Source organism: Lysobacter sp. A289 (assembly GCF_054072675.1).
Genome location: NZ_JBSVRN010000001.1, coordinates 196,856 through 215,511 on the forward strand (window position 1 = coordinate 196,856; position 18,656 = coordinate 215,511).

An 18,656-nucleotide genomic window follows, 5' to 3' on the forward strand; every position below is an offset into this window, starting at 1 on the left:
CCACTCTGGGCCGGCCCGAGGGGAAGGCTGGAACGCAATGACCACCAAGGAAGGATCAATGCGCGCAATGATCGCGGTGATGGTGTTGGCGCTATCCGTGCTGTTGGCCAGCATGGCAGCGACGGCCGCAGTCCCGGAAACGCCCAACTTGCGTCATGTCGACGTTGCCGACGGACTGCCTTCCAGCAATATCAACGACCTGGCGCTGGATGCCGATGGCTATCTGTGGCTGGCCACCACCGACGGGTTGGCGCGCTACGACGGGGTCGGAATGCGGGTCTGGCGGCACGTCCCGGGTGACCCGAAATCATTGCCGGTGAACTATCTCACGGCGGTCCATGTTGATCCGCAGGGGCGCATCTGGGTCGCGCCGGAAGGCAGTGGACTGAGCGTCCTGGAGCCCGGTCACGCCGGCTTCCATCATTACCGCACAACCACTCACCCACGCATGGGCAGTGATGACATCTGGGCGATTGCCAGTCACCACGATGCGCTGTGGTTCGGCGGTTTTGGCGGTGGGCTGCATCGCCTCGCTGCCGACGGCAAGATCACCCGTTATCAGCACGGCGAGGGCGACCCGCGCAGCTTGCCGTCAGGCATCGTGTTGTCGTTGGCAGTGGACGCGATAGACCGGTTGTGGGTGGGCACGACCAAGGGGCTCGCGCGCTGGACGGGAACCGATTTCCAGCGGGTTGCGCTCCCGGGTACCGATCACGCGCCAATGATTTTCTCGGTGACGCCGGTTGGCAGCGGCCTGTGGATTGGTGCCGGTAGCGGCACGTTCCGACTTTCCGGCGATGGCAACTGGAAGCAGCCGGCGTGGTCGGCCATGTTCGAGTATCCCAATGCGGTGTTCAGCGTGCTCGCTGATCCGGGCGGCGAGTTGTGGCTGGGCAGCCATCGGCAGTTGTGGCGGGTTCCGGTCGGCGGCGTGCCGGTGCCGGTGCCGATCGGCGCGAAGGGCCCGGTATCGCCGATCTATCAAATGATCAAGCAGGCCGATGGCGCGATGTGGTTTCCGGTGCCGGGTGTCGGCCTGGGTTACCTGCCGTCGGACTGGCGCCGGATTGCCCAGTTCAACCGCGAGCCCGACGGACTCACCGCGGAACTGTATCCGGGGGTCGCCACGGCACGCGACGGTGGAATCTGGCTGGCCGGTGAGCGCGCCGAGCTGGAGCGGCTGGACCCGCAAGGCCATGTAGTGCCGGTCGGCGAAGCGATACAGACGCAGTTGGAGGGCGCGCGGGCGATGTCGGTTCTGGAGGATCCTGCCGGCCGGCTGTGGGTGGGGCAGACCCGCGGGCTGGTGCGCATCGACACCGATGGCGAGGTGCGTCACTGGAGCCGCCACGCCGCTGATGATGCGACGCTGGGTGGCCCGCTGGACCTGCTCGCGTTCGCACCCGATGGCAGCTTGTGGATGTCGTTTGCCGGCGCCGGGCTGCAGCAACGCGACCCGGCGTCCGGCCGGGTTTTGGTGACGGTACTGGCAGGCCCGGAACAAGGGCTCGGGGTGGGGGATACCCAGGCGCTGGGCTTCGATACGCAAGGGCAGCTATGGATTGCCGGTGGCCGCGGACTGCAACGCTGGAACCCGGCTAGCGGGAAACTGGAACCGGTGGCCGGCATTGATGGCGACACCACGGTATTTGCGTTCCAGTTTGATGGTGACAACTCACTGTGGTTGCAACGTTTGTCCGGCCTGGAACAGTACCGGCGCGAAGGCGACCGCTGGCGCCGTGTTGCCACGGTCGGCCCGAAACAGGGCATTCCCGCCGTCGAGGCGGCCGGGTTGCGCATTGACCCGCGTGGCCGGGTCTGGATGTCGAGCTTGCGCGGCCTGTTCCGCTGGGATCCGGACACCGGCCATACACGCAGTTTCGGTGTTGCAGATGGCCTGGGCAGCCAGGAATTCGTCGACCGCACCCTGGTGTTGACCGATGCAGGGGTGCTGGCATCGGCGCTTGCCGATGGTGGTGTGGTCCTTGTCGACACGCTTGCTCCCGATCCGCCGCCCGCCCGGCCAGCGCTGCGCTGGAGCCAGTTGGAGGTACGTCGTGACGGACGCTGGGTGGCGCTGGATGACAGTCAGCCACTGGTGCTGTCACCACACGAGCGGGAGTTGCGGGTGCAGTTGCGGCTGCTGGCCTATGACAACCCCGCAGCAAACCGCTATTACACGCGGCTGGAGGGCTATGACACTGACTGGATCCAGCATGGTTCCCAGGGTGAGCGGGTACTGGCGGGATTGCCGGCGGGTAGTTACCGCTTGCGAGCGCGCGCGGTGGATGCTGCCGGCAATGCCGCCGTGGAGCAGGTACTGGCCTTCCAGGTGCAGCCACCGTGGTGGCGCACGTCGTGGGCGCTGGCCGGGTTTGCCGGCTTGCTGGTGTTGTTGCTGTGGTCGGTCGCGGACCAGTATCGAGCGCGACTGAAGCGACGCCACGACTGGCAACGCGCGGAGCACGAGCGTGAGGTCACGCACCAGGCGTCGCTGGCCAAGACGCGATTCCTGGCCACCTTGGGACACGAGGTGCGTACCCCGATGACCGGCGTGTTGGGGATGAGCGAGTTGTTGCTGGGCACCGCGCTGGATCCGCAACAACGCAGCTATACCCAATCAATCCATGGGGCCGGCGAACATCTCCTGCGACTGGTCAACGACGCCCTGGACCTGGCCAGGATCGAGGCGGGGAAACTCCATCTGGGTGACGAGCCGTTTGACCTGCATATGCTGTTCAAAGAGGTCGTTGACATGACCGCGCCGCTGGCTCGGGCCGATGGGCTGGAGTTTGTCGACTGCTGTGATGACAGCGCGCCGGTTGGTGTCCGCGGTGATCCGGTGCGGGTGCGGCAGATCCTGCTTAACCTGCTGGGTAACGCGATCAAGTTCACCGAATCGGGCACGATCCGGTTTGGCGTTTCCGGCCATGATGGTGGCGTCGAGTTTCACGTCGTCGACACCGGTCCGGGCCTCGACGAGGAGCAGTTGTCACGGTTGTTCCAGCGCTTCGAACAGGCCGATGGCGCTCGCACTGCCGCCCGTTACGGGGGCAGTGGACTGGGCTTGGCCATCTGCCAGGAGCTGGCGATCGCGATGGGAGGCGTGATCACCGCCCACAGCGTGCTGGGCGAAGGCGCGCGTTTCGACGTGCGACTGCCGCTGCGCGAAACCGGCATCCCCGTGGCGACCGAAGTGGTCGCGCTGGCGCCTGTGTCAGCCGGTTGCGACCTGATGGTGTTGCTGGTGGAGGATGACCCCACCATCGCGCAGGTCATTACCGGCTTGCTGCGTACCCAGGGCCATCAGGTCGTTCACGCCAGCCATGGCCTGGCAGCGTTGGTGGCGACGAGCGTCACCCGTTTCGATGCGGCGTTGCTGGATCTGGATCTGCCTGGCCTGGGCGGGTTGTCGCTGGCACGCCAACTTCGCGCCCAGGGGTTCGACCGGCCGCTGATCGCCATCACCGCGCAAGGCGACGTGGATGCGGAGTCGCAGGCGCTGGCGGCCGGCTTCGATCGCTTTGTGCGCAAGCCGGTTACCGGGATGATCCTGCGTGAATTGTTCCAGACCGAAGGGGCGCGTTGAGCCCGGTTGTCCAGGCCTTCCCTGATCAGCGTGCGCTGAGCTGGTGCACCGCATCCACCATGACCGCCACGTGCTCGGGTTTCATGTCGGGCGACATCCCGTGGCCGAGGTTGAATACGTGGCCTTCGCGGGAGCCGTCGTTGCCATCGCGGTAGCTGTCGAGCGCACGGCCGACGTGGGTGCGGATGGTGTCCGGCTCGGCATACAAAGTGACCGGGTCCAGGTTGCCCTGCAACGCGACCTTGCCACCGGTTCGCCGGGCCGCATCGGCCAGGTCGATCGTCCAGTCCACGCCGATACCCTCGGCGCCGGTATCGGCCAGCTCGCCGACATAGGCGCCATTGCCCTTGCCGAACAGGATCAGTGGGGTGCGTTCGGCACCTTCGCCGCGCGGAAGTTCAGCGGCGATGCGCTGCATGTAGCGCAGCGAGAACTCGCGGTACATCGACGGCGACAGCACGCCGCCCCAGGTGTCGAACAACTGCAGCGCCTGTGCGCCGGCCGCCCGCTGCGCCGAGAGGTAGGCAATCACCGCGTCGGTGGTCACGTCCAGCAACCGGTGCATCGCGGCGGGGTCGTTCATCGCCAACGCCTTCACACGCGCGAAGTCCTTGCTGCCGCTGCCTTCGACCATGTAGCAGGCCAGCGTCCACGGACTGCCGGAGAAGCCGATCAGCGGTACGGCGTTGTCCAGCTCGCGGCGGATGGTGCTGACCGCGTCCATCACGTAGCGCAGGTCGGTCGCCATATCGGGCACACCGAGCTTGGCGATGTCGGCGGCGGTGCGCACCGGACGCTCGAATTTCGGACCTTCGCCATCGACGAAATACAGCCCCAATCCCATGGCATCGGGGATGGTCAGGATGTCGGAGAACAGGATCGCCGCGTCCAGCGGGAACCGCCGCAACGGCTGCAAGGTGACCTCGCAAGCCAGCTCCGGATTCTTCGCCAGCGCCAGGAAGCTGCCAGCGGCGGCCCGGGTGGCGCGATACTCGGGCAGGTAACGCCCGGCCTGACGCATCAGCCAGACCGGCGTGCAATCCACGGGCTCGCGGCGCAGGGCACGCAGGAAACGGTCGTTGCGGGGCGGGGTGGACAAGGCCTGGTCGGACAAGGCGGGACTCCTGTTAAGTGGATGTGGTTCTTCGGCGCACGGGCGTCGCCATCGATCTATCGCGGTGCGTTGGCGCCTTGGCTGAACATCAGCTGGAAGCCGCGCTTGAGCTGTTGGTCGCGCGCCTGTTCCAGGGCGGCAATCGCGCTGTCGTGGTCCAGGAATTGCTCGCGACGCACCTGACTGCGACCGCCGATCAGGCCAGACTCGCGCACCAGTGTCCAGCCACCCAGCAGGTCGGGCTGGAGCATCAGCTGGACGAAGCGGGGCGCTTCGCTGTGGTCGGGAAGTTGTTGCAGTAGCAGGCGCATGGCTTGATTGTACGGGGTTCCCGAGCGTGGCTATCGGAAGCTGGCGTCACCGGCCAGCGGGCATGCGCGTGGCGTCGGCGAGCACCGCCAGTACCGCAGGGTCGTCCACCCCGGCGACCAGCCGGCCATGGCCGATGCCGTCCCACAGCACGAAGCGGATACCGTCGGCGTTGGCCTTCTTGTCCAGCCGCATGCGCGCCAGCAGTGCGGCGGGGTCGAGCCCGGTGGGCAGCCCGGTCGGCAGGCCAAAACGATGCAGCAGGGCGCACAGACGCTCGGCATCGGCCGTCGGCGCCAGCCCCAGCCAGGCCGATAGGCGCGTTGCCAGCACCATGCCGACCGCAACCGCTTCGCCATGATTGAGGCCGTCGGCGGTCGTGCCGGCATAGCCCTGCTGGGTCTCGATGGCATGGCCAAAGGTATGGCCGAAGTTAAGCAGCGCGCGCTGGCCACGCTCGAACGGGTCGCGCGCGACCACCGCGGCCTTGAGCGCGCAGCAGCGGGCGATGGTTTCGGTCAATACCGCATCGTCCCGGGCCAGCAGGGCATCGACATGGCTTTCCAGCCAGACCAGGAAGCCGGCATCGTCGGGATCCAGGGACGAGGCGATCGCGCCGTACTTGACCACTTCGGCCAGCCCGGCGCGCAATTCCCGGTCGGGCAGGCTGCGCAATGCCCTAGTGTCGGCGATCACGGCGCGGGGTGAATGGAATGCGCCGACCAGATTCTTGCCCGAGGGCAGGTCGACAGCGGTTTTTCCGCCTACCGAGGAGTCGACCATCGCCAGCAACGTGGTGGGCAACTGGATCACGTCGATGCCCCGCATCCAGCAGGCAGCGGCGAACCCGGCCAGGTCGCCGATGACGCCACCTCCCAGTGCAAGCACGACGGCATCCCGGGTCGCGCCCATGGCCGCCAACGCGTCCAGTGCCTCGGTGAACCGGGCCATGGTCTTTTCGTGTTCGCCGGCGGGAATCACAAACCGCGCGCAGGTCAGGCCCGGCAGCGCCACGCGCAGGCTGTCCTCCACGCCATCGGCATACAGCGGCGCGACGTTGGCATCGCTTGCCAGCAGTGCGTGGCGTCCGCGGATCGCGGCGGCGATGCAGGCACCGTCGGCCAGCAAGCCCGGGCCGATGCTGATGGTGTAGGGCGCGGCCGCGTCTACCTCGACGGTGCGGATGGCACTCATGAAGTGGCGGTGCGTCGCCAGTGTTGATCCAGCTGTTCCACCAGCGCGGTGGTCGCCTGCTCGATCGACAAGCTGCCGGTGTCGAAGCGCAGATCCGCGACCTGCGCGTACAGCGGTGTGCGCAGCAGGGCGAGCTGGTGCAACGCGACGTCGCGGTCATCACGTTGCAGCAATGGGCGGGCCTTGTCGTCGGCCAGGCGGGCCAGTTGCTGGGCGACGCTGACGTGCAAATGCACCACGAAGCCCCGCTCACGCAACAGTTGGCGATTGCCGCTGTCCAGTACCGTGCCGCCGCCGGTGGCCAGCACGATGCCGTCGCCATTCAATACCTCCGCCAGCGTCGTGCGCTCGCGACTGCGGAAGCCGGGCTCGCCTTCGGATCGGAAGATCGCATCGACACTGGCACCTGCGCGTTGTTCGACTTGCTGGTCGTTGTCGACCAGTGGCAGCCGGAAATGGGTCGCCAGGCGCTCGCCGATGCAGGACTTGCCGGCACCCATCGGGCCGACCAGGATTAAATTTGCAGCAGGATTCATGCGGCGATTGTAGAGGTTGCAAGCGCCCGATGGCGGCGCTACCGGACCGTTTGCGTGTCTTTAACACGGTCCCGGCTAGGTTCAGTGCGCCGGGTCGCATATCGCGACGCGCAGATTATCCTGGAGATCATCATGGCAGTTGCGAAAATCATTGAACTCAATGCCTCGTCGAAGAAGGGCCTGGAAGACGCGATCCAGGTCGGCCTGCACAAGGCTGCCACCTCGGTAAAGGGTCTGCAGGGTGCCTGGATCAAGGAGATCAAGGTGGTTACCGATGCAGACGGCAACATCACCGAGTGGCGAGCGGACATGAAGGTGAGCTTCATGGTCCAGTAGCGTTGATCCAGTAGCGTCGGCCCGGCCGGCGCGCTGCAACGGCGTGCCGGTCGTCGGCAACGGGGGTGCAGCCACCGCCGCGCCGGCCCACAATAGGCGCATGACCATTGACGCGACCGCGCTGGAGCCAGCGCTTCCCGAGCTGCTGCGCGAGGCGCTCGTGACGTTTGACGAGCTGTTTGCGCAAGCAGGCATTGCCGGTGAACCGGACCCGACGGCGATGGGGGTAGCGACCGCCAGCCGCGATGCCTGCCCGTCGCTGCGAACCGTGTTGTTGAAGGCGCACGACGGGCGTGGCTTTGTTTTCTACACCCATCTGGATGGCCGCAAGGGTCGCGAGTTGCAGGACAACCCGCGCGCGGCGTTGATGTTCCATTGGCCGCGGGTACGCGAGGGCGTGCAGATACGGATCGCCGGGCCGGTGGAGATAGTCAGTGACGAGGAGGCGGACGCCTATTTCGCCATGCGTGCCCGCGGCAGCCAGGTCGGGGCCTGGGCATCCAAGCAGTCCGAGACCCTGGACCGCGAACGCTTCCATGAGCGGATAGCCCAGGTCGAGCAGGAGTTCGAGGGCCGCGACATTCCGCGTCCGCCGCGCTGGACCGGGCTGCGTGTGCGACCAATGGCGATCGAGTTCTGGTACGGCGCACAGTTTCGCCTGCACGAGCGGCAGCTGTACGAGTGCGATGCGGCCGGCGAATGGTCGAAGCGGAATCTGTACCCGTGAGCGTGCCGGCGGGGACGGCGACGACGAAGGGCCCGAGGCGGATCGTCTGCCTGACCGAAGAGCCCACCGAGACCTTGTACGCACTTGGCGAGCAGGACCGCATCGTCGGCATCAGCGGGTTTACCGTGCGGCCGCCGATCGCGCGCAAGACCAAGCCCAGGGTCAGCGCGTTCACCAGTGCGAAGATCGGTGAGATCCTGAAGCTCGAACCCGACTTCGTGGTGGGATTTTCCGATATCCAGGCGGACATTGCCGCCGAATTGATCCGCAGCGGGGTCGAGGTGTGGATCAGCAACCATCGCAGTGTCGACGGCATCGTGGACTATGTCCGCCGGCTGGGGGCGCTGGTGGGCGCGTCCGGCAAGGCCAATGCTTACGCCGATGAGCTGCAGCGCGGACTGGATCGCATTGCCGAGACCGCCGCGCGCTTGCCGCGACGGCCGAGGGTGTATTTCGAAGAGTGGGATGAGCCACTGATCAGCGGGATCCAGTGGGTTGCCGAACTGGTACGCATCGCCGGCGGCGACGATATCTTCCCGGAGCGCGCCGCCGAGTCGCTGGCCAGGCAGCGCATCCTGGAAGATCCCGACGAGGTGATCCGGCGTGCGCCGGACATCATCCTGGGGTCTTGGTGTGGCAAGAAGTTCCGCCCGGAAAAGGTCGCCGCCCGCGATGGCTGGGATGCCATCCCGGCGGTGCGCGATGGCGAACTGCACGAGATCAAGTCGGTGATGATCCTGCAGCCCGGCCCGGCTGCGTTGACCGACGGCGTCAACGCGATTGCCGCGATCATCAACGATTGGGCCGCGCGCCACGGCTGAGCGGGCTCAGTGCGGGGCGAACTGGCGACTGAATCGCATGGTCGAGCGCGTGCCGTCTTCCAACTGGATGTCGACCTGGAACCTCAGCGTGTCGGGCAAGGTGACCTGGACGAAACCGACGTAATCGACCAGCTCGCCGCTGACCAGCGGGCGCAACTCGATGGTCTCGCGTTGTCCGCGCAGGTCGGTTGTGGTGGCACTGACCTGCGCCGGGACCGACGCCGCCTGTCCGGATTCGCCCTCGCGCAAACCGACCAGCAGCATGACGCGATCGTCGCTGCGTTCGATGCCGTACTTGCTGGCGACCAACTCACCCAGTGTCGAGGTCTGCAGCACCGTGGCGCGCACGGTGGTGTCGCCGATCCGGATCGTGGTGTCCTGGGACTCCGCGGCGGTCGTGGCCGGCGCGATACCGGCGGCGTCGGACGAGGGGGCCTCGGCCGAGCACCCCGACATCAAGGCGGTGCCCAGCAGTCCGGCCAGGGCCATGCGCAAGACGATGGGCGTAATGGAGGGAGTCATCGTCTCAATCCTCATTCGCTGCCGACAGCTCGCGCCCGCGCACGGCGGCGGCGGTGACTGCACGGTCGACCAGCTCACGCAAGCCGCCGGTCTCGAAGGTCTGGATCGCGGCGTGGGTGGTGCCGCCGGGTGAGGTGACTTTCTTGCGCAGGCCGTCGGCGGACTCGTCCAGCTCCGTCAGCATGCGGGCCGCACCGAGCAGCATCTGGTTGGCCAGCACGCGCGCCGTATCGGCGGACAGGCCCTGCTTCACGCCCGCGTCCTGCAACGCCTCCGACAGCAGGAAGACATAGGCGGGGCCGCTGCCCGATACGGCGGTGACGGCGTCCATTTGGCGCTCATCGTCGATCCAGGCCGTGGTTCCGACCGCATCCAGCAACCGGGTTGCCTGCTCGCGCTGGGTGGCATCCACATGGGGGTTCGCAAACAGCCCGGTCATGCCCGCCCCGAGCAGCGCCGGCGTGTTGGGCATCGCGCGCACTACCGGGACGTCGCCGCCCAGCCAGCCCCCCAGCTGGCCGGAGGTGATGCCGGCCGCAACCGAGATCGCCACCGGTCGGGTGGACTGCGCGGTGGCGGCGACCTCGTTGCAGACCGCGCGCATGACCTGCGGCTTGACCGCCAGCAACCAGACCGCCGCGCCCTGGACGGCCTCGCTGGCCGTGGCGAAGGCCGACACGCCAAAATCGGCCTGCAGCGACTGCCGCAGCGCTTCCACGGGCTCGGCGACATGCACGCGGCCGGGCTCGGCACCGCGCGCAATCATGCCGCCAATCAGGCTGCGGGCCATGTTGCCGCCACCGATGAAGGCAACGACCGGGAACTGCGCGGAGGCAGGGTGGGATGCGGAACTCATGTGGGAAACCTTGTTGCGGACAGGCGGCCAGTGTAAGAGGGCCGGCGCCGGCTTGCCTGGCTGGGTGATGACAGTCGCCGATCCTGTGATGAAAGACAGGGTTGACGACGCGGGTCCGGGGCTATACTGCTGGCCAAGGGGCTTTCAAGTGCCAGCCAACAAACGACTGCCGGCGTTCCGGGCGGGGGTCGTTGATATACGGCGGGACAAACCATCCACGGTGTTGGGGAACATATATGGATATTGCCGAACTATTGGCATTTTCGGTCAAGAACAAGGCATCCGACCTGCATCTGTCTGCGGGAATGCCGCCGATGATCCGGGTTGACGGTGACGTCCGCCGGATCAATATCCCGGCGCTGGACCACAAGTCCGTGCACGCGTTGATCTACGACATCATGTCGGACAAGCAGCGGCGTGACTTCGAGGAGTTCCTCGAGGTCGATTTCTCGTTCGAGATTCCCGGCCTTGCCCGCTTCCGTGTCAACGCGTTCAACCAGAACCGCGGCGCGGGTGCGGTGTTCCGCACGATTCCCTCCGAAGTGCTGACCCTGGAAGACTTGGGGACCCCACGCATCTTCAAGGAGCTGATCGACCAGCCGCAGGGCCTGATCCTGGTCACCGGCCCGACCGGCTCGGGCAAGTCGACCACGCTGGCGGCGATGATCGACCACATCAACAAGAACGAGTACGCGCACATACTCTCGGTTGAAGACCCGATCGAGTTCGTGCACACCTCGCAGAAATGCCTGATCAACCAGCGCGAAGTCCACCGCGATACCCATGGCTTCAGCGAGGCATTGCGTTCGGCGTTGCGTGAGGATCCCGACTACATCCTGGTGGGCGAGTTGCGCGACCTGGAGACGATCCGCCTGGCGCTGACCGCCGCGGAAACCGGCCACCTGGTATTTGGCACCCTGCACACCAGCTCGGCGGCCAAGACGGTCGACCGCATCATCGACGTGTTCCCCGCCGGTGAGAAGCCGATGGTGCGCTCGATGCTGTCGGAGTCCCTGCGTGCGGTGATCAGCCAGGCGCTGCTGAAGAAGGTCGGCGGCGGGCGTACGGCCGCGTGGGAAATCATGGTTGGCACCCCGGCGATCCGCAACCTGATCCGAGAGGACAAGGTCGCGCAGATGTACTCGTCGATCCAGACCGGCCAGAACTCCGGAATGATGACCCTCGACCAGCACCTGCAAGACCTGGTGAAGCGTGGCCTGATCCTGCGTCCGCAGGCCCGCGAGTACGCCAAGGACAAGCGTCTGTTCGACTGATCGAGTGACTGACCGACTTACCGAGATACGTCGCCGGGCATTGAGCCTCGCGGCCCAGGGGATACCGCAATGAGCAGCACCGCCGAAAGCATCGACTTCACCTCGTTCCTCAAGTTGATGGCGCACGAGAAAGCGTCCGACTTGTTCATCACTGCCGGTATGGCGCCGCAGATGAAGGTCAACGGCACCCTGCAGGCGATCACCCAGAATCCGTTGACGCCACAGCAGAGTCGCGACCTGGTGCTCAACGTGATGAACCCGATGCAGCGCGAGGAGTTCGAGAAGACCCACGAGGCCAACTTCGCGATTGGCCTGGCCAACGTCGGCCGCTTCCGGGTGAGCTGCTTCTACCAGCGCAACCAGGTCGGCATGGTGTTGCGGCGGATCGAGACCAAGATCCCGACCATCGAGGAGCTTGGCCTGCCACCGGTGATCAAGACCCTGGCCATGACCAAGCGCGGCATCATCCTGTTCGTCGGTGCGACCGGCACCGGCAAGTCGACGTCACTGGCGGCGATGATCGGCTATCGCAACCAGAACTCGAGCGGCCACATCATCACCATCGAAGACCCGATCGAATTCGTGCACAAGCACGAGGGCTGCATCATCACCCAGCGCGAGGTCGGCATCGACACCGACAGCTGGGAGAACGCGCTCAAGAACACCCTGCGCCAGGCACCGGACGTGATCATGATCGGCGAGGTGCGCACCCGCGAAGGCATGGACCATGCGATCGCCTTTGCCGAGACCGGCCACCTGGTGCTGTGCACGCTGCACGCCAACAACGCCAACCAGGCGATGGACCGGATGATCAACTTCTTCCCAGAGGATCGTCGCAGCCAGTTGTTGATGGATCTATCGCTGAACCTCAAGGGCGTAGTCGCGCAGCAGCTGATCCCGACCCCGGACGGCAAGAGCCGACGGGTTGCGATGGAGATACTGCTGGGTACGCCGCTGGTCCAGGACTACATTCGCGACGGCGAGATCCACAAGCTCAAGGAAGTGATGAAGGAGTCCATCCAACTGGGCATGCGCACCTTCGACCAGGCCTTGTTCGAGCTCTACCAGGCCGGTGAGATCAGTTACGACGATGCGCTGCGCTATGCCGACTCGCAGAACGAGGTGCGGCTGCGCATCAAGCTGGCCCAGAGTGGCGATGCCAGAACCCTGTCTGCGGGCATGGAAGGCGTTGAGATCGCCGAGACGCGCTGAGAGTTGCTGGCGCGTCTGGCCGGCATTGAATGCCGGCGACACCAGAACCCTTGATAAAAAAACAGCCGGGCGATCAACCCGGCTGTTTTCATTGATCAGGGCGTGACGCGCTCGGACTCGACCACCATGTCCAGCACGTACGCGATTGACGAGCCATCGGCGGGTGGATTGGCGATGGTGAATTGCTTCAACCGCACTACATTGCGGATGCCCGGCTCGTGCGTGTAACCCTCGATATCCTGGTATAGCGGCTCCCATTCCCCGGGCGTACCGACGACCAGTCCGTTCTCGTCATACGTCCGCTTGCGCACCTGCAGGCAGGACTTGTCGGGAATCAGGGGGTGGTTGCAAGGTTTGGTCTGCGCGGCGACTTCCAAAAACACCTGCTCGCCTTCGCTGCCGTAGCGCGTTTCCGCCGTGGGCTTGCCGACGAATACCAGGACGTCGCCGCTGGTGGTGGTCAGGGTCAGTTGGGCGGTGTCGCCATCTTGCTGTACGGCAATGGTTGCCGGATCGGCCAGGCGATCACCGACGGCATCGTCAAGTGCGGCCAGTGCGGGGTCGGCGCACGCCATCATGGTTTGCGCCAGCCGGCTTACCTGCAGGTGTTCGCCATCGATGCTGAAGCCGCCGCTCATCGAGTTGCAGGTATTGCTGATCTGGATGCGGCTGTCGGTGAAGTCCAGTTGCACCGGTTGGTCGGGACGGACGAGCAGGGCGTCGATGCGCTGGCCGTTGGCGTCGGTGGCCTGATCAAGCTGCCAGTGGTAACGCCCAAGCAACGCGGCATCCACGATTTGTCCGACCGCCGCGTCCGCGACTGACGCATTGGTGGCGGGCGGCTGGGCGGCGTCGGGCGGGGTTGGCGCGGAACACGCGGCGAGCATCAGTGGAAACAACAGCATCAATGGCTTCATGGACGCTCCTTTGGGGGACATCGCCGGAGGCGACCGAGGCGTCGATACTACTTCACGCCACCGCCTCCAAAATTACCGCGGAGCAACCGCCCAGGGCGCACCGGCTGCAATGGCCCGTGCATGCACCGGACAATCGTCCCGATGTGCGCCCGGCAGGTAGCCCAGGCTCATCAGGAACTCGCCGGTGATCTCGCCGCCGGTGAAACGGAACGTCTGCTTGAACAGCTTGACCCAGGCAGGCTTGTCGCGGCGCACGCCATCGACCATGACGTGGGCGTCCAGCCAGTCCGCGAAGCTGCCGTGGGCGATGCGCAGTTGCTGGATGACCCGTGCGTTGTGGATCGCCGCGTCCACCTTCAGCCGGTTGCGGATGATCCCGGCATCCGCCAACAGGCGCGCGCGATCCTGCTCGCCATAGGCCGCCACCAGGTCGACATCGAAGTCATGGTAAGCGGCGCGAAAATTATCCCGTTTGGCGAGGATCGTCAGCCAGCTCAATCCGGCCTGGTTGATTTCCAGTACCAGCCGCTCGAACAGCGCCGCCTGGTCACGTTGCACGAAACCGTACTCATGATCGTGGTACGGCCCATGCAGGGGATGGCCGGGAGCACTGGTGCAGTAGTCCGACGGCGGCTCCTGGTCGGCCTGCACAAGGGAGTCGAGTGAGTTCATTGTTCACCGCATTGCGCCAGGTGGGCGCGGGCCCGGAGCGGTTATTCCGATGGCACTTCGTTGAATATTGCCCAGAACTGGCCAAGTGTCTTCACCGCCGTGAAAAACTGATCGATATCCACCGGCTTGACCACGTACGCGTTGACGCCCAAATCCCAACTGCGCGCCAGGTCACTCTCCTCGCTGGAGGAGGTCAGCATTACCACCGGTATACGCCGTAGCGACTCGTCGTCGCGCATCTTCTGCAGCACTTCCAGGCCATCCATCCGCGGCATCTTGATATCGAGCAGCAGCACGGCCGGGTCGCCGTCCTTGCGGTCGGCCCAGCGGCCGCGGCGCAGGAGGTAGTCCAGCGTCTCGACGCCGTCCTCTACATGGACGACGTGGTTGATGAGGTTGGCCTCGCGCAGGGCATCCATCGCCATTTCGGCATCGGCGGGACTGTCTTCTGCCAACAAGATGGTGCGGATCGGATTCATGCGTTGTGATCTCGGTCAGGGGTGTTGTCAAGGGTGGAAGGAAGCACGAAATGGAAGGTCGCGCCAACGTCTGGCGTGGCGTCGGCCCAGACCCGGCCAGTATGGCGCGTTATCACCCGGCGAACGCTCGCCAGGCCGATGCCGGTGCCGGGGAATTCGGAGGCCTTGTGCATGCGCTGGAATACCCCGAACAGCTTCCCTGCATATTGCATATCGAAGCCGGTGCCGTTGTCGCGCACGCTGAAGTGATGACTGCCATCTTGCATGCGTTCGTGGTCGACTTCGATCACGGACGGTTCGCGTCCGGAGCTGTACTTGACCGCGTTGCCCAGCAGGTTGAGCCAGACTTGGCGGAGCATGTTCTCGTCACCGATGAGGATGGGCAGCGGCGCGATACGCCAGGTGATCTGGTGATCGGGCGCGTCGATGGCCGTGTTGGCTTCGAGCATTGCACGGGTTTCGGACACCATGGACTGCATGTCCACCGCCTGCAGTCGCAATGCACTGCGTCCCAGGCGGGAGTAAACCAGCAGGTCGTCGATCAGCGACGCCATGCGCTTGGCCGAGCTGCCGATGACATCGAGGTAGTGGCGACCCTTGTCGTCGAGTTCATCACCCAGGTGCTGGCCGAGCTTGTCGGCAAAGCCGGCGACATGCCGCAACGGGGCGCGCAGGTCATGCGATACCGAATAGCTGAATGCTTCCAGCTCCCGGTTGACTTCCGATACCTGCGCGATCTTGCCTTCCAACTGACTGTTGAGTTCGCGGATGTGGTTCTCGGTCGCCTTCCGCGCGGTGATGTCACTGACGGTGATCAACACCACCTGGTCCTCGCTGTCCGGTAGCGGCATGCGCCGGGCGTTGATGAGCATGACCCGGTCGCTGCCATCGCTGGTGCGCTGGCGCTGCTCGTAATCCCACAACTCCCGGTTGCGCTTCAGTACGTCGGTCAGGCGCTGCAGGAATACCGGATCTTGCCAGGCGCCGCCGCCAATCTCCGCCAAAGGGCGACCGTGGAAAACCTCCGCATTCGCCAACTCCGGGTCAGCATCCTCACGGCCCTCGATTTCGGGCTGGCCATACAGCTCGGTGAACGCCGTGTTGTGCATCACTACGCGTTGGCCGGCGTCAATCGCCACGATCGGTTCACGCACCGTCTGCAAAGCCGATTCTGCGCGGGCGTTGGCACCTTGCAACGCCCGCTCGGTGTGCAGATTGCGAACGCTCTGGGCTTGCGACAAGTATGTCAGCAGGCCCAGCAGCGCCAGTTGCGCGATCATGGCCACCCAGATCAGGCCAACGCCTTGGCCACGCAGGCGTTGCGCGATGTCGATGTGCTGGTCGAGACGCTCCTGTTCCCGGTCAAGGATCTGCGCGGTAATCGACTGGATCGGATAACGGGTGATGATCTCTTCGACCCTGGCGAACTGCTGATCCCGGCCGGTACTGTGCGTGGTCTCATCGGCCAGGCGGCGACGTTGCTCCAGGGTGCTTTTCAGCTGGCCCATGGCCAGTTGCTGCTTTGGATCTTCGCGCGTGAGTTGAACCAGCTTGGCGAACTTCTCCGGGATCTGCGCGGTGCTGTCCTGCAGGCGGCTGCGAACCAGCGGCGTGTCGATACCGGCGGCGAGCGCCAGTGTGGCGGCCTCGATATTGCGTACTTCATACGTCAACGAGTGGATCATCGACTCCACGTTGCGGATGTGGTTGACCCGGTCAGCGGCTTCGAAGTTTCCGCGCATCACCGAGTACAGCAGGATCATGGGCAGCACGACAATCAGCAGGATGGCAGCCGCCAGCGCCGGCAGTCGCCACCGCTTCCATCGTTCGCTGCGCGCGCTCATCTGCATGTTGTTAGTGCTCCCCTGTCGGTGTGGTCGTCCCCGTCACCGCCATTGCGTGGGCCGAACCCAAGACCCCGGCATCATCGCGTTTGGTTTCGAGCAAATCAACAATGGGTGATCGCGGATCAGTCCCGTGTGAATACCCGTTGGCTTGGTAGATGCGCAGGCTAGAATGCTGGCCATGAGTTCTGTCGCCACCCCACTTGCCAATCAGTTGCTGATCGCCTTGTCGTCCCTGGGCGACAGCCCGTTCTCACGCAGCGTCGCCTTGATCTGCCAGCACGACGCTGATGGGGCGATGGGCATCGTGGTCAACCGCACCTCCGAATACTGCCTGGGCGACGTGCTGGGGCAGATGGATGTCGACGGTGGCAGCGACGACATGCGCGCCCAGCCCGTGCTGGCGGGCGGGCCGGTTCATCCCGAGCGCGGCTTCGTCCTGCACGATGGCGGTGGCCAATGGGACTCGACGCTGTCAATCAGCCCGTCATTGTTCCTGAGCACCTCCCGCGACATCCTGGAAGCGATGGCGCGCGGGGAAGGTCCGGCCAACGCGTTGGTCGCGCTGGGTTGCGCCGGTTGGGGGGCCGGTCAGCTCGAACAGGAGTTGGCCGAAAACGACTGGTTGACTGCACCCGCCGACACCGAGTTGCTGTTTTCCCTCCCATTGGACATCCGCTGGGAAGCCGCCGCCGGCCGCATCGGGGTGGATTTTGCACACCTGGCTTCCTACTCCGGGCGCGCATGAGTACCAGCACGCCCGCGCCGGATCCAGGGACGGCGGAGATCCGCCGCGATGGCACCGTGTTTGGTTTCGATGTGGGCTCCCGCCGGATCGGCGTCGCCGTGGGCAACAGCTTCGGTCACCACGCACGTCCGTTGGCGGTTATCGGCGTACATGGCCACGGTCCGGACTGGATCACGCCGGACTGGATCATGCTCGACCGGTTGCGCAGTCAATGGCTCCCCGACGGCATGGTCGTGGGCGACCCGTTGACCCTGGACGGTGGCAGCCAGCCGGCCAGGCTTCGGGCGCACGCTTTTGCGCGTGAGCTGCAGGCGCGGTACCGGCTGCCCGTGGTGCTGGTCGACGAACGCTCCAGCTCGATCGAGGCGGCACAGCGTTTTGCCGATGATCGGGCCCAGGGCCGCAAGCGGCGCAAGGATGCGCAAACGCTGGATGCGGTTGCCGCCGCGGTCATTGTCGAGCGCTGGTTGGCCGCACCCGATGACGCCATATCCATTAGCCAGATTGGCCAAGAGAACACATGACTGTAACCACGCATCATCCAGAGGCTTCCGGTCCGACCAGTCGGCATTTGCTGACCCTGGAGGACATGCCGCGCAAGCAGCTTGTCGCGCTGCTCGACCACGCCCAGCGTTATGCCGATGGCCAGGACAACCGTCATTCACTTGCCGGTATTGCTGTTTGCACATTGTTTTTCGAGGCGTCCACCCGCACCCGGCTGAGCTTCCAGCTCGCGGCTCAAAGGCTGGGTGCCGACGTGCTCAATTTCGATGTGTCCATGTCCTCCACCCGCAAAGGTGAAACGGCCAGTGACACCCTCAGGACCATCGAGGCGATGGGCGTGCGCGGGTTCGTGGTGCGTCATCAGGACAATGGCGCGGTGGCGGCGCTTGCCGCCCACGCGGGCGCGCAGACCTCGCTGGTGAACGCTGGCGATGGTCGCAACGCCCATCCCACCCAGGGTTTGCTCGACATGCTGACGCTGCGGCAAGCCAAGGGTGAGGACTTTGCCGGGCTCAAGGTACTGATCGTCGGTGACGTCAAGCACTCGCGCGTGGCCCGTTCCGATCTGGACGCCTTGCGCATCCTGGGGGCCGGTGAGATCCGCGTCTGTGGCCCCGGGGGGTTGTTGCCGGATGCATCCAGCCTTCCGGGTTGCCGCGTCCTCCACGACCTGGACGCCGCTCTGGATGGCGTCGACGTCGTGATGATGCTGCGCCTGCAGCGCGAACGGATGGCGGATGGTCTGGTCAACTCGCTGGATGATTACCACCGCGATTACGGACTCACTGCCGTGCGCCTGCGCCGGGCCGCACCGGACGCGGTGGTGACGCACCCGGGTCCGATCAATCGCGGCGTCGAGATCACCGACGAGGTGGCCGATGGACCGCAATCACTGGTCCTGCAACAAGTCCGTAACGGGGTCGCCGTGCGGATGGCGGTACTGGAAAGCCTGCTGAAGGCCTCAGCGGCGTAGTTCCGGCCCGCATCGCGGCTACCGGGTGA

19 protein-coding genes are annotated in these 18,656 nt (G+C 65.2%); 9 read left to right on the forward strand and 10 right to left on the reverse strand.

The genetic code is table 11. The features are described from left to right. The first annotated feature begins 58 nt into the window (after positions 1 to 58). On the forward strand, positions 59 to 3,589 hold the full coding sequence (locus tag ACW5DN_RS00925) for a hybrid sensor histidine kinase/response regulator (RefSeq protein ID WP_456960890.1): 3,531 nt from the start codon (positions 59 to 61) through the stop codon (positions 3,587 to 3,589). Between the two features lie 25 nt (positions 3,590 to 3,614). On the opposite strand, the gene hemE is transcribed toward ACW5DN_RS00925, so the two are convergent. The 4 genes from hemE to ACW5DN_RS00945 all read right to left on the reverse strand — a co-directional run bounded on the left by hemE (position 3,615) and on the right by ACW5DN_RS00945 (position 6,742). Then, positions 3,615 to 4,688, reverse strand: coding sequence for a uroporphyrinogen decarboxylase (hemE, locus tag ACW5DN_RS00930; RefSeq protein ID WP_456962920.1), 1,074 nt, complete (start codon positions 4,686 to 4,688; stop codon positions 3,615 to 3,617). A 71-nt stretch (positions 4,689 to 4,759) separates the two neighbouring features. Continuing rightward, positions 4,760 to 5,014, reverse strand: coding sequence for a WGR domain-containing protein (locus ACW5DN_RS00935; protein ID WP_456960891.1), 255 nt, complete (start codon positions 5,012 to 5,014; stop codon positions 4,760 to 4,762). 46 nt (positions 5,015 to 5,060) lie between these two features. Then, positions 5,061 to 6,206, reverse strand: a complete 1,146-nt coding sequence (gene aroB, locus ACW5DN_RS00940) for a 3-dehydroquinate synthase (protein WP_456960892.1) — start codon at positions 6,204 to 6,206, stop codon at positions 5,061 to 5,063. Then, positions 6,203 to 6,742 carry a shikimate kinase gene (locus ACW5DN_RS00945; protein WP_456960893.1) on the reverse strand — a complete coding sequence of 180 codons (540 nt, stop codon included), beginning with the start codon at positions 6,740 to 6,742 and terminating at the stop codon, positions 6,203 to 6,205. The genes aroB and ACW5DN_RS00945 overlap by 4 nt, the downstream gene beginning before the upstream one ends. Before the next feature lie 132 nt (positions 6,743 to 6,874). Here ACW5DN_RS00945 and ACW5DN_RS00950 point away from each other — a divergent pair, with 132 nt between their 5' ends. From ACW5DN_RS00950 to ACW5DN_RS00960, 3 genes are all read left to right on the forward strand, one after another. Then, positions 6,875 to 7,078 carry a dodecin family protein gene (locus ACW5DN_RS00950; RefSeq protein ID WP_456960894.1) on the forward strand — a complete coding sequence of 68 codons (204 nt, stop codon included), beginning with the start codon at positions 6,875 to 6,877 and terminating at the stop codon, positions 7,076 to 7,078. A 100-nt stretch (positions 7,079 to 7,178) separates the two neighbouring features. Beyond that, positions 7,179 to 7,805 (forward strand): pyridoxamine 5'-phosphate oxidase, encoded by a 627-nt coding sequence (pdxH, locus tag ACW5DN_RS00955; RefSeq protein WP_456960895.1) that lies wholly within the window; start codon positions 7,179 to 7,181, stop codon positions 7,803 to 7,805. After that, a complete protein-coding gene (locus ACW5DN_RS00960) occupies positions 7,802 to 8,626 on the forward strand; it encodes an ABC transporter substrate-binding protein (RefSeq protein ID WP_456960896.1) in 825 nt (274 codons plus the stop codon). The genes pdxH and ACW5DN_RS00960 overlap by 4 nt, the downstream gene beginning before the upstream one ends. Before the next feature lie 6 nt (positions 8,627 to 8,632). On the opposite strand, the gene ACW5DN_RS00965 is transcribed toward ACW5DN_RS00960, so the two are convergent. Together ACW5DN_RS00965 and proC are read right to left on the reverse strand one after the other, a co-directional pair. Beyond that, positions 8,633 to 9,148: a DUF4426 domain-containing protein gene (locus ACW5DN_RS00965; RefSeq protein ID WP_456960897.1), complete on the reverse strand. Its 516-nt coding sequence runs from the start codon at positions 9,146 to 9,148 to the stop codon at positions 8,633 to 8,635. A 4-nt stretch (positions 9,149 to 9,152) separates the two neighbouring features. Continuing rightward, positions 9,153 to 10,004: a pyrroline-5-carboxylate reductase gene (gene proC, locus ACW5DN_RS00970; protein ID WP_456960898.1), complete on the reverse strand. Its 852-nt coding sequence runs from the start codon at positions 10,002 to 10,004 to the stop codon at positions 9,153 to 9,155. 236 nt (positions 10,005 to 10,240) lie between these two features. Here proC and ACW5DN_RS00975 point away from each other — a divergent pair, with 236 nt between their 5' ends. Continuing rightward, positions 10,241 to 11,278: a type IV pilus twitching motility protein PilT gene (locus tag ACW5DN_RS00975; RefSeq protein ID WP_456960899.1), complete on the forward strand. Its 1,038-nt coding sequence runs from the start codon at positions 10,241 to 10,243 to the stop codon at positions 11,276 to 11,278. A 69-nt stretch (positions 11,279 to 11,347) separates the two neighbouring features. After that, positions 11,348 to 12,490 carry a PilT/PilU family type 4a pilus ATPase gene (locus ACW5DN_RS00980; protein WP_456960900.1) on the forward strand — a complete coding sequence of 381 codons (1,143 nt, stop codon included), beginning with the start codon at positions 11,348 to 11,350 and terminating at the stop codon, positions 12,488 to 12,490. A gap of 95 nt (positions 12,491 to 12,585) precedes the next feature. Here ACW5DN_RS00980 and ACW5DN_RS00985 read toward each other — a convergent pair whose 3' ends face one another. The 4 genes from ACW5DN_RS00985 to ACW5DN_RS01000 form a co-directional block, all read right to left on the reverse strand. Then, entirely contained in the window at positions 12,586 to 13,407 is an 822-nt protein-coding gene (locus tag ACW5DN_RS00985; RefSeq protein WP_456960901.1) for a DUF4377 domain-containing protein, read from the reverse strand. A 72-nt stretch (positions 13,408 to 13,479) separates the two neighbouring features. Beyond that, positions 13,480 to 14,079 carry a DNA-3-methyladenine glycosylase I gene (locus ACW5DN_RS00990; RefSeq protein ID WP_456960902.1) on the reverse strand — a complete coding sequence of 200 codons (600 nt, stop codon included), beginning with the start codon at positions 14,077 to 14,079 and terminating at the stop codon, positions 13,480 to 13,482. 41 nt (positions 14,080 to 14,120) lie between these two features. Further along, positions 14,121 to 14,558, reverse strand: a complete 438-nt coding sequence (locus ACW5DN_RS00995; RefSeq protein WP_456960903.1) for a response regulator — start codon at positions 14,556 to 14,558, stop codon at positions 14,121 to 14,123. Next, complete coding sequence (locus ACW5DN_RS01000; protein WP_456960904.1) at positions 14,555 to 16,408, reverse strand: ATP-binding protein; 1,854 nt, start codon at positions 16,406 to 16,408, stop codon at positions 14,555 to 14,557. Before ACW5DN_RS01000 ends, ACW5DN_RS00995 begins: the two co-directional genes overlap by 4 nt. A gap of 175 nt (positions 16,409 to 16,583) precedes the next feature. Here ACW5DN_RS01000 and ACW5DN_RS01005 point away from each other — a divergent pair, with 175 nt between their 5' ends. Genes ACW5DN_RS01005 through ACW5DN_RS01015 form a run of 3 tightly spaced genes read left to right on the forward strand, consistent with a single transcriptional unit; the run spans position 16,584 to position 18,627 of the window. Next, positions 16,584 to 17,150 (forward strand): YqgE/AlgH family protein, encoded by a 567-nt coding sequence (locus ACW5DN_RS01005; RefSeq protein WP_456960905.1) that lies wholly within the window; start codon positions 16,584 to 16,586, stop codon positions 17,148 to 17,150. After that, on the forward strand, positions 17,147 to 17,674 hold the full coding sequence (ruvX, locus tag ACW5DN_RS01010) for a Holliday junction resolvase RuvX (RefSeq protein ID WP_456960906.1): 528 nt from the start codon (positions 17,147 to 17,149) through the stop codon (positions 17,672 to 17,674). Before ACW5DN_RS01005 ends, ruvX begins: the two co-directional genes overlap by 4 nt. Further along, positions 17,671 to 18,627 (forward strand): aspartate carbamoyltransferase catalytic subunit, encoded by a 957-nt coding sequence (locus tag ACW5DN_RS01015; protein WP_456960907.1) that lies wholly within the window; start codon positions 17,671 to 17,673, stop codon positions 18,625 to 18,627. Before ruvX ends, ACW5DN_RS01015 begins: the two co-directional genes overlap by 4 nt. Positions 18,628 to 18,656 lie beyond the last annotated feature (29 nt).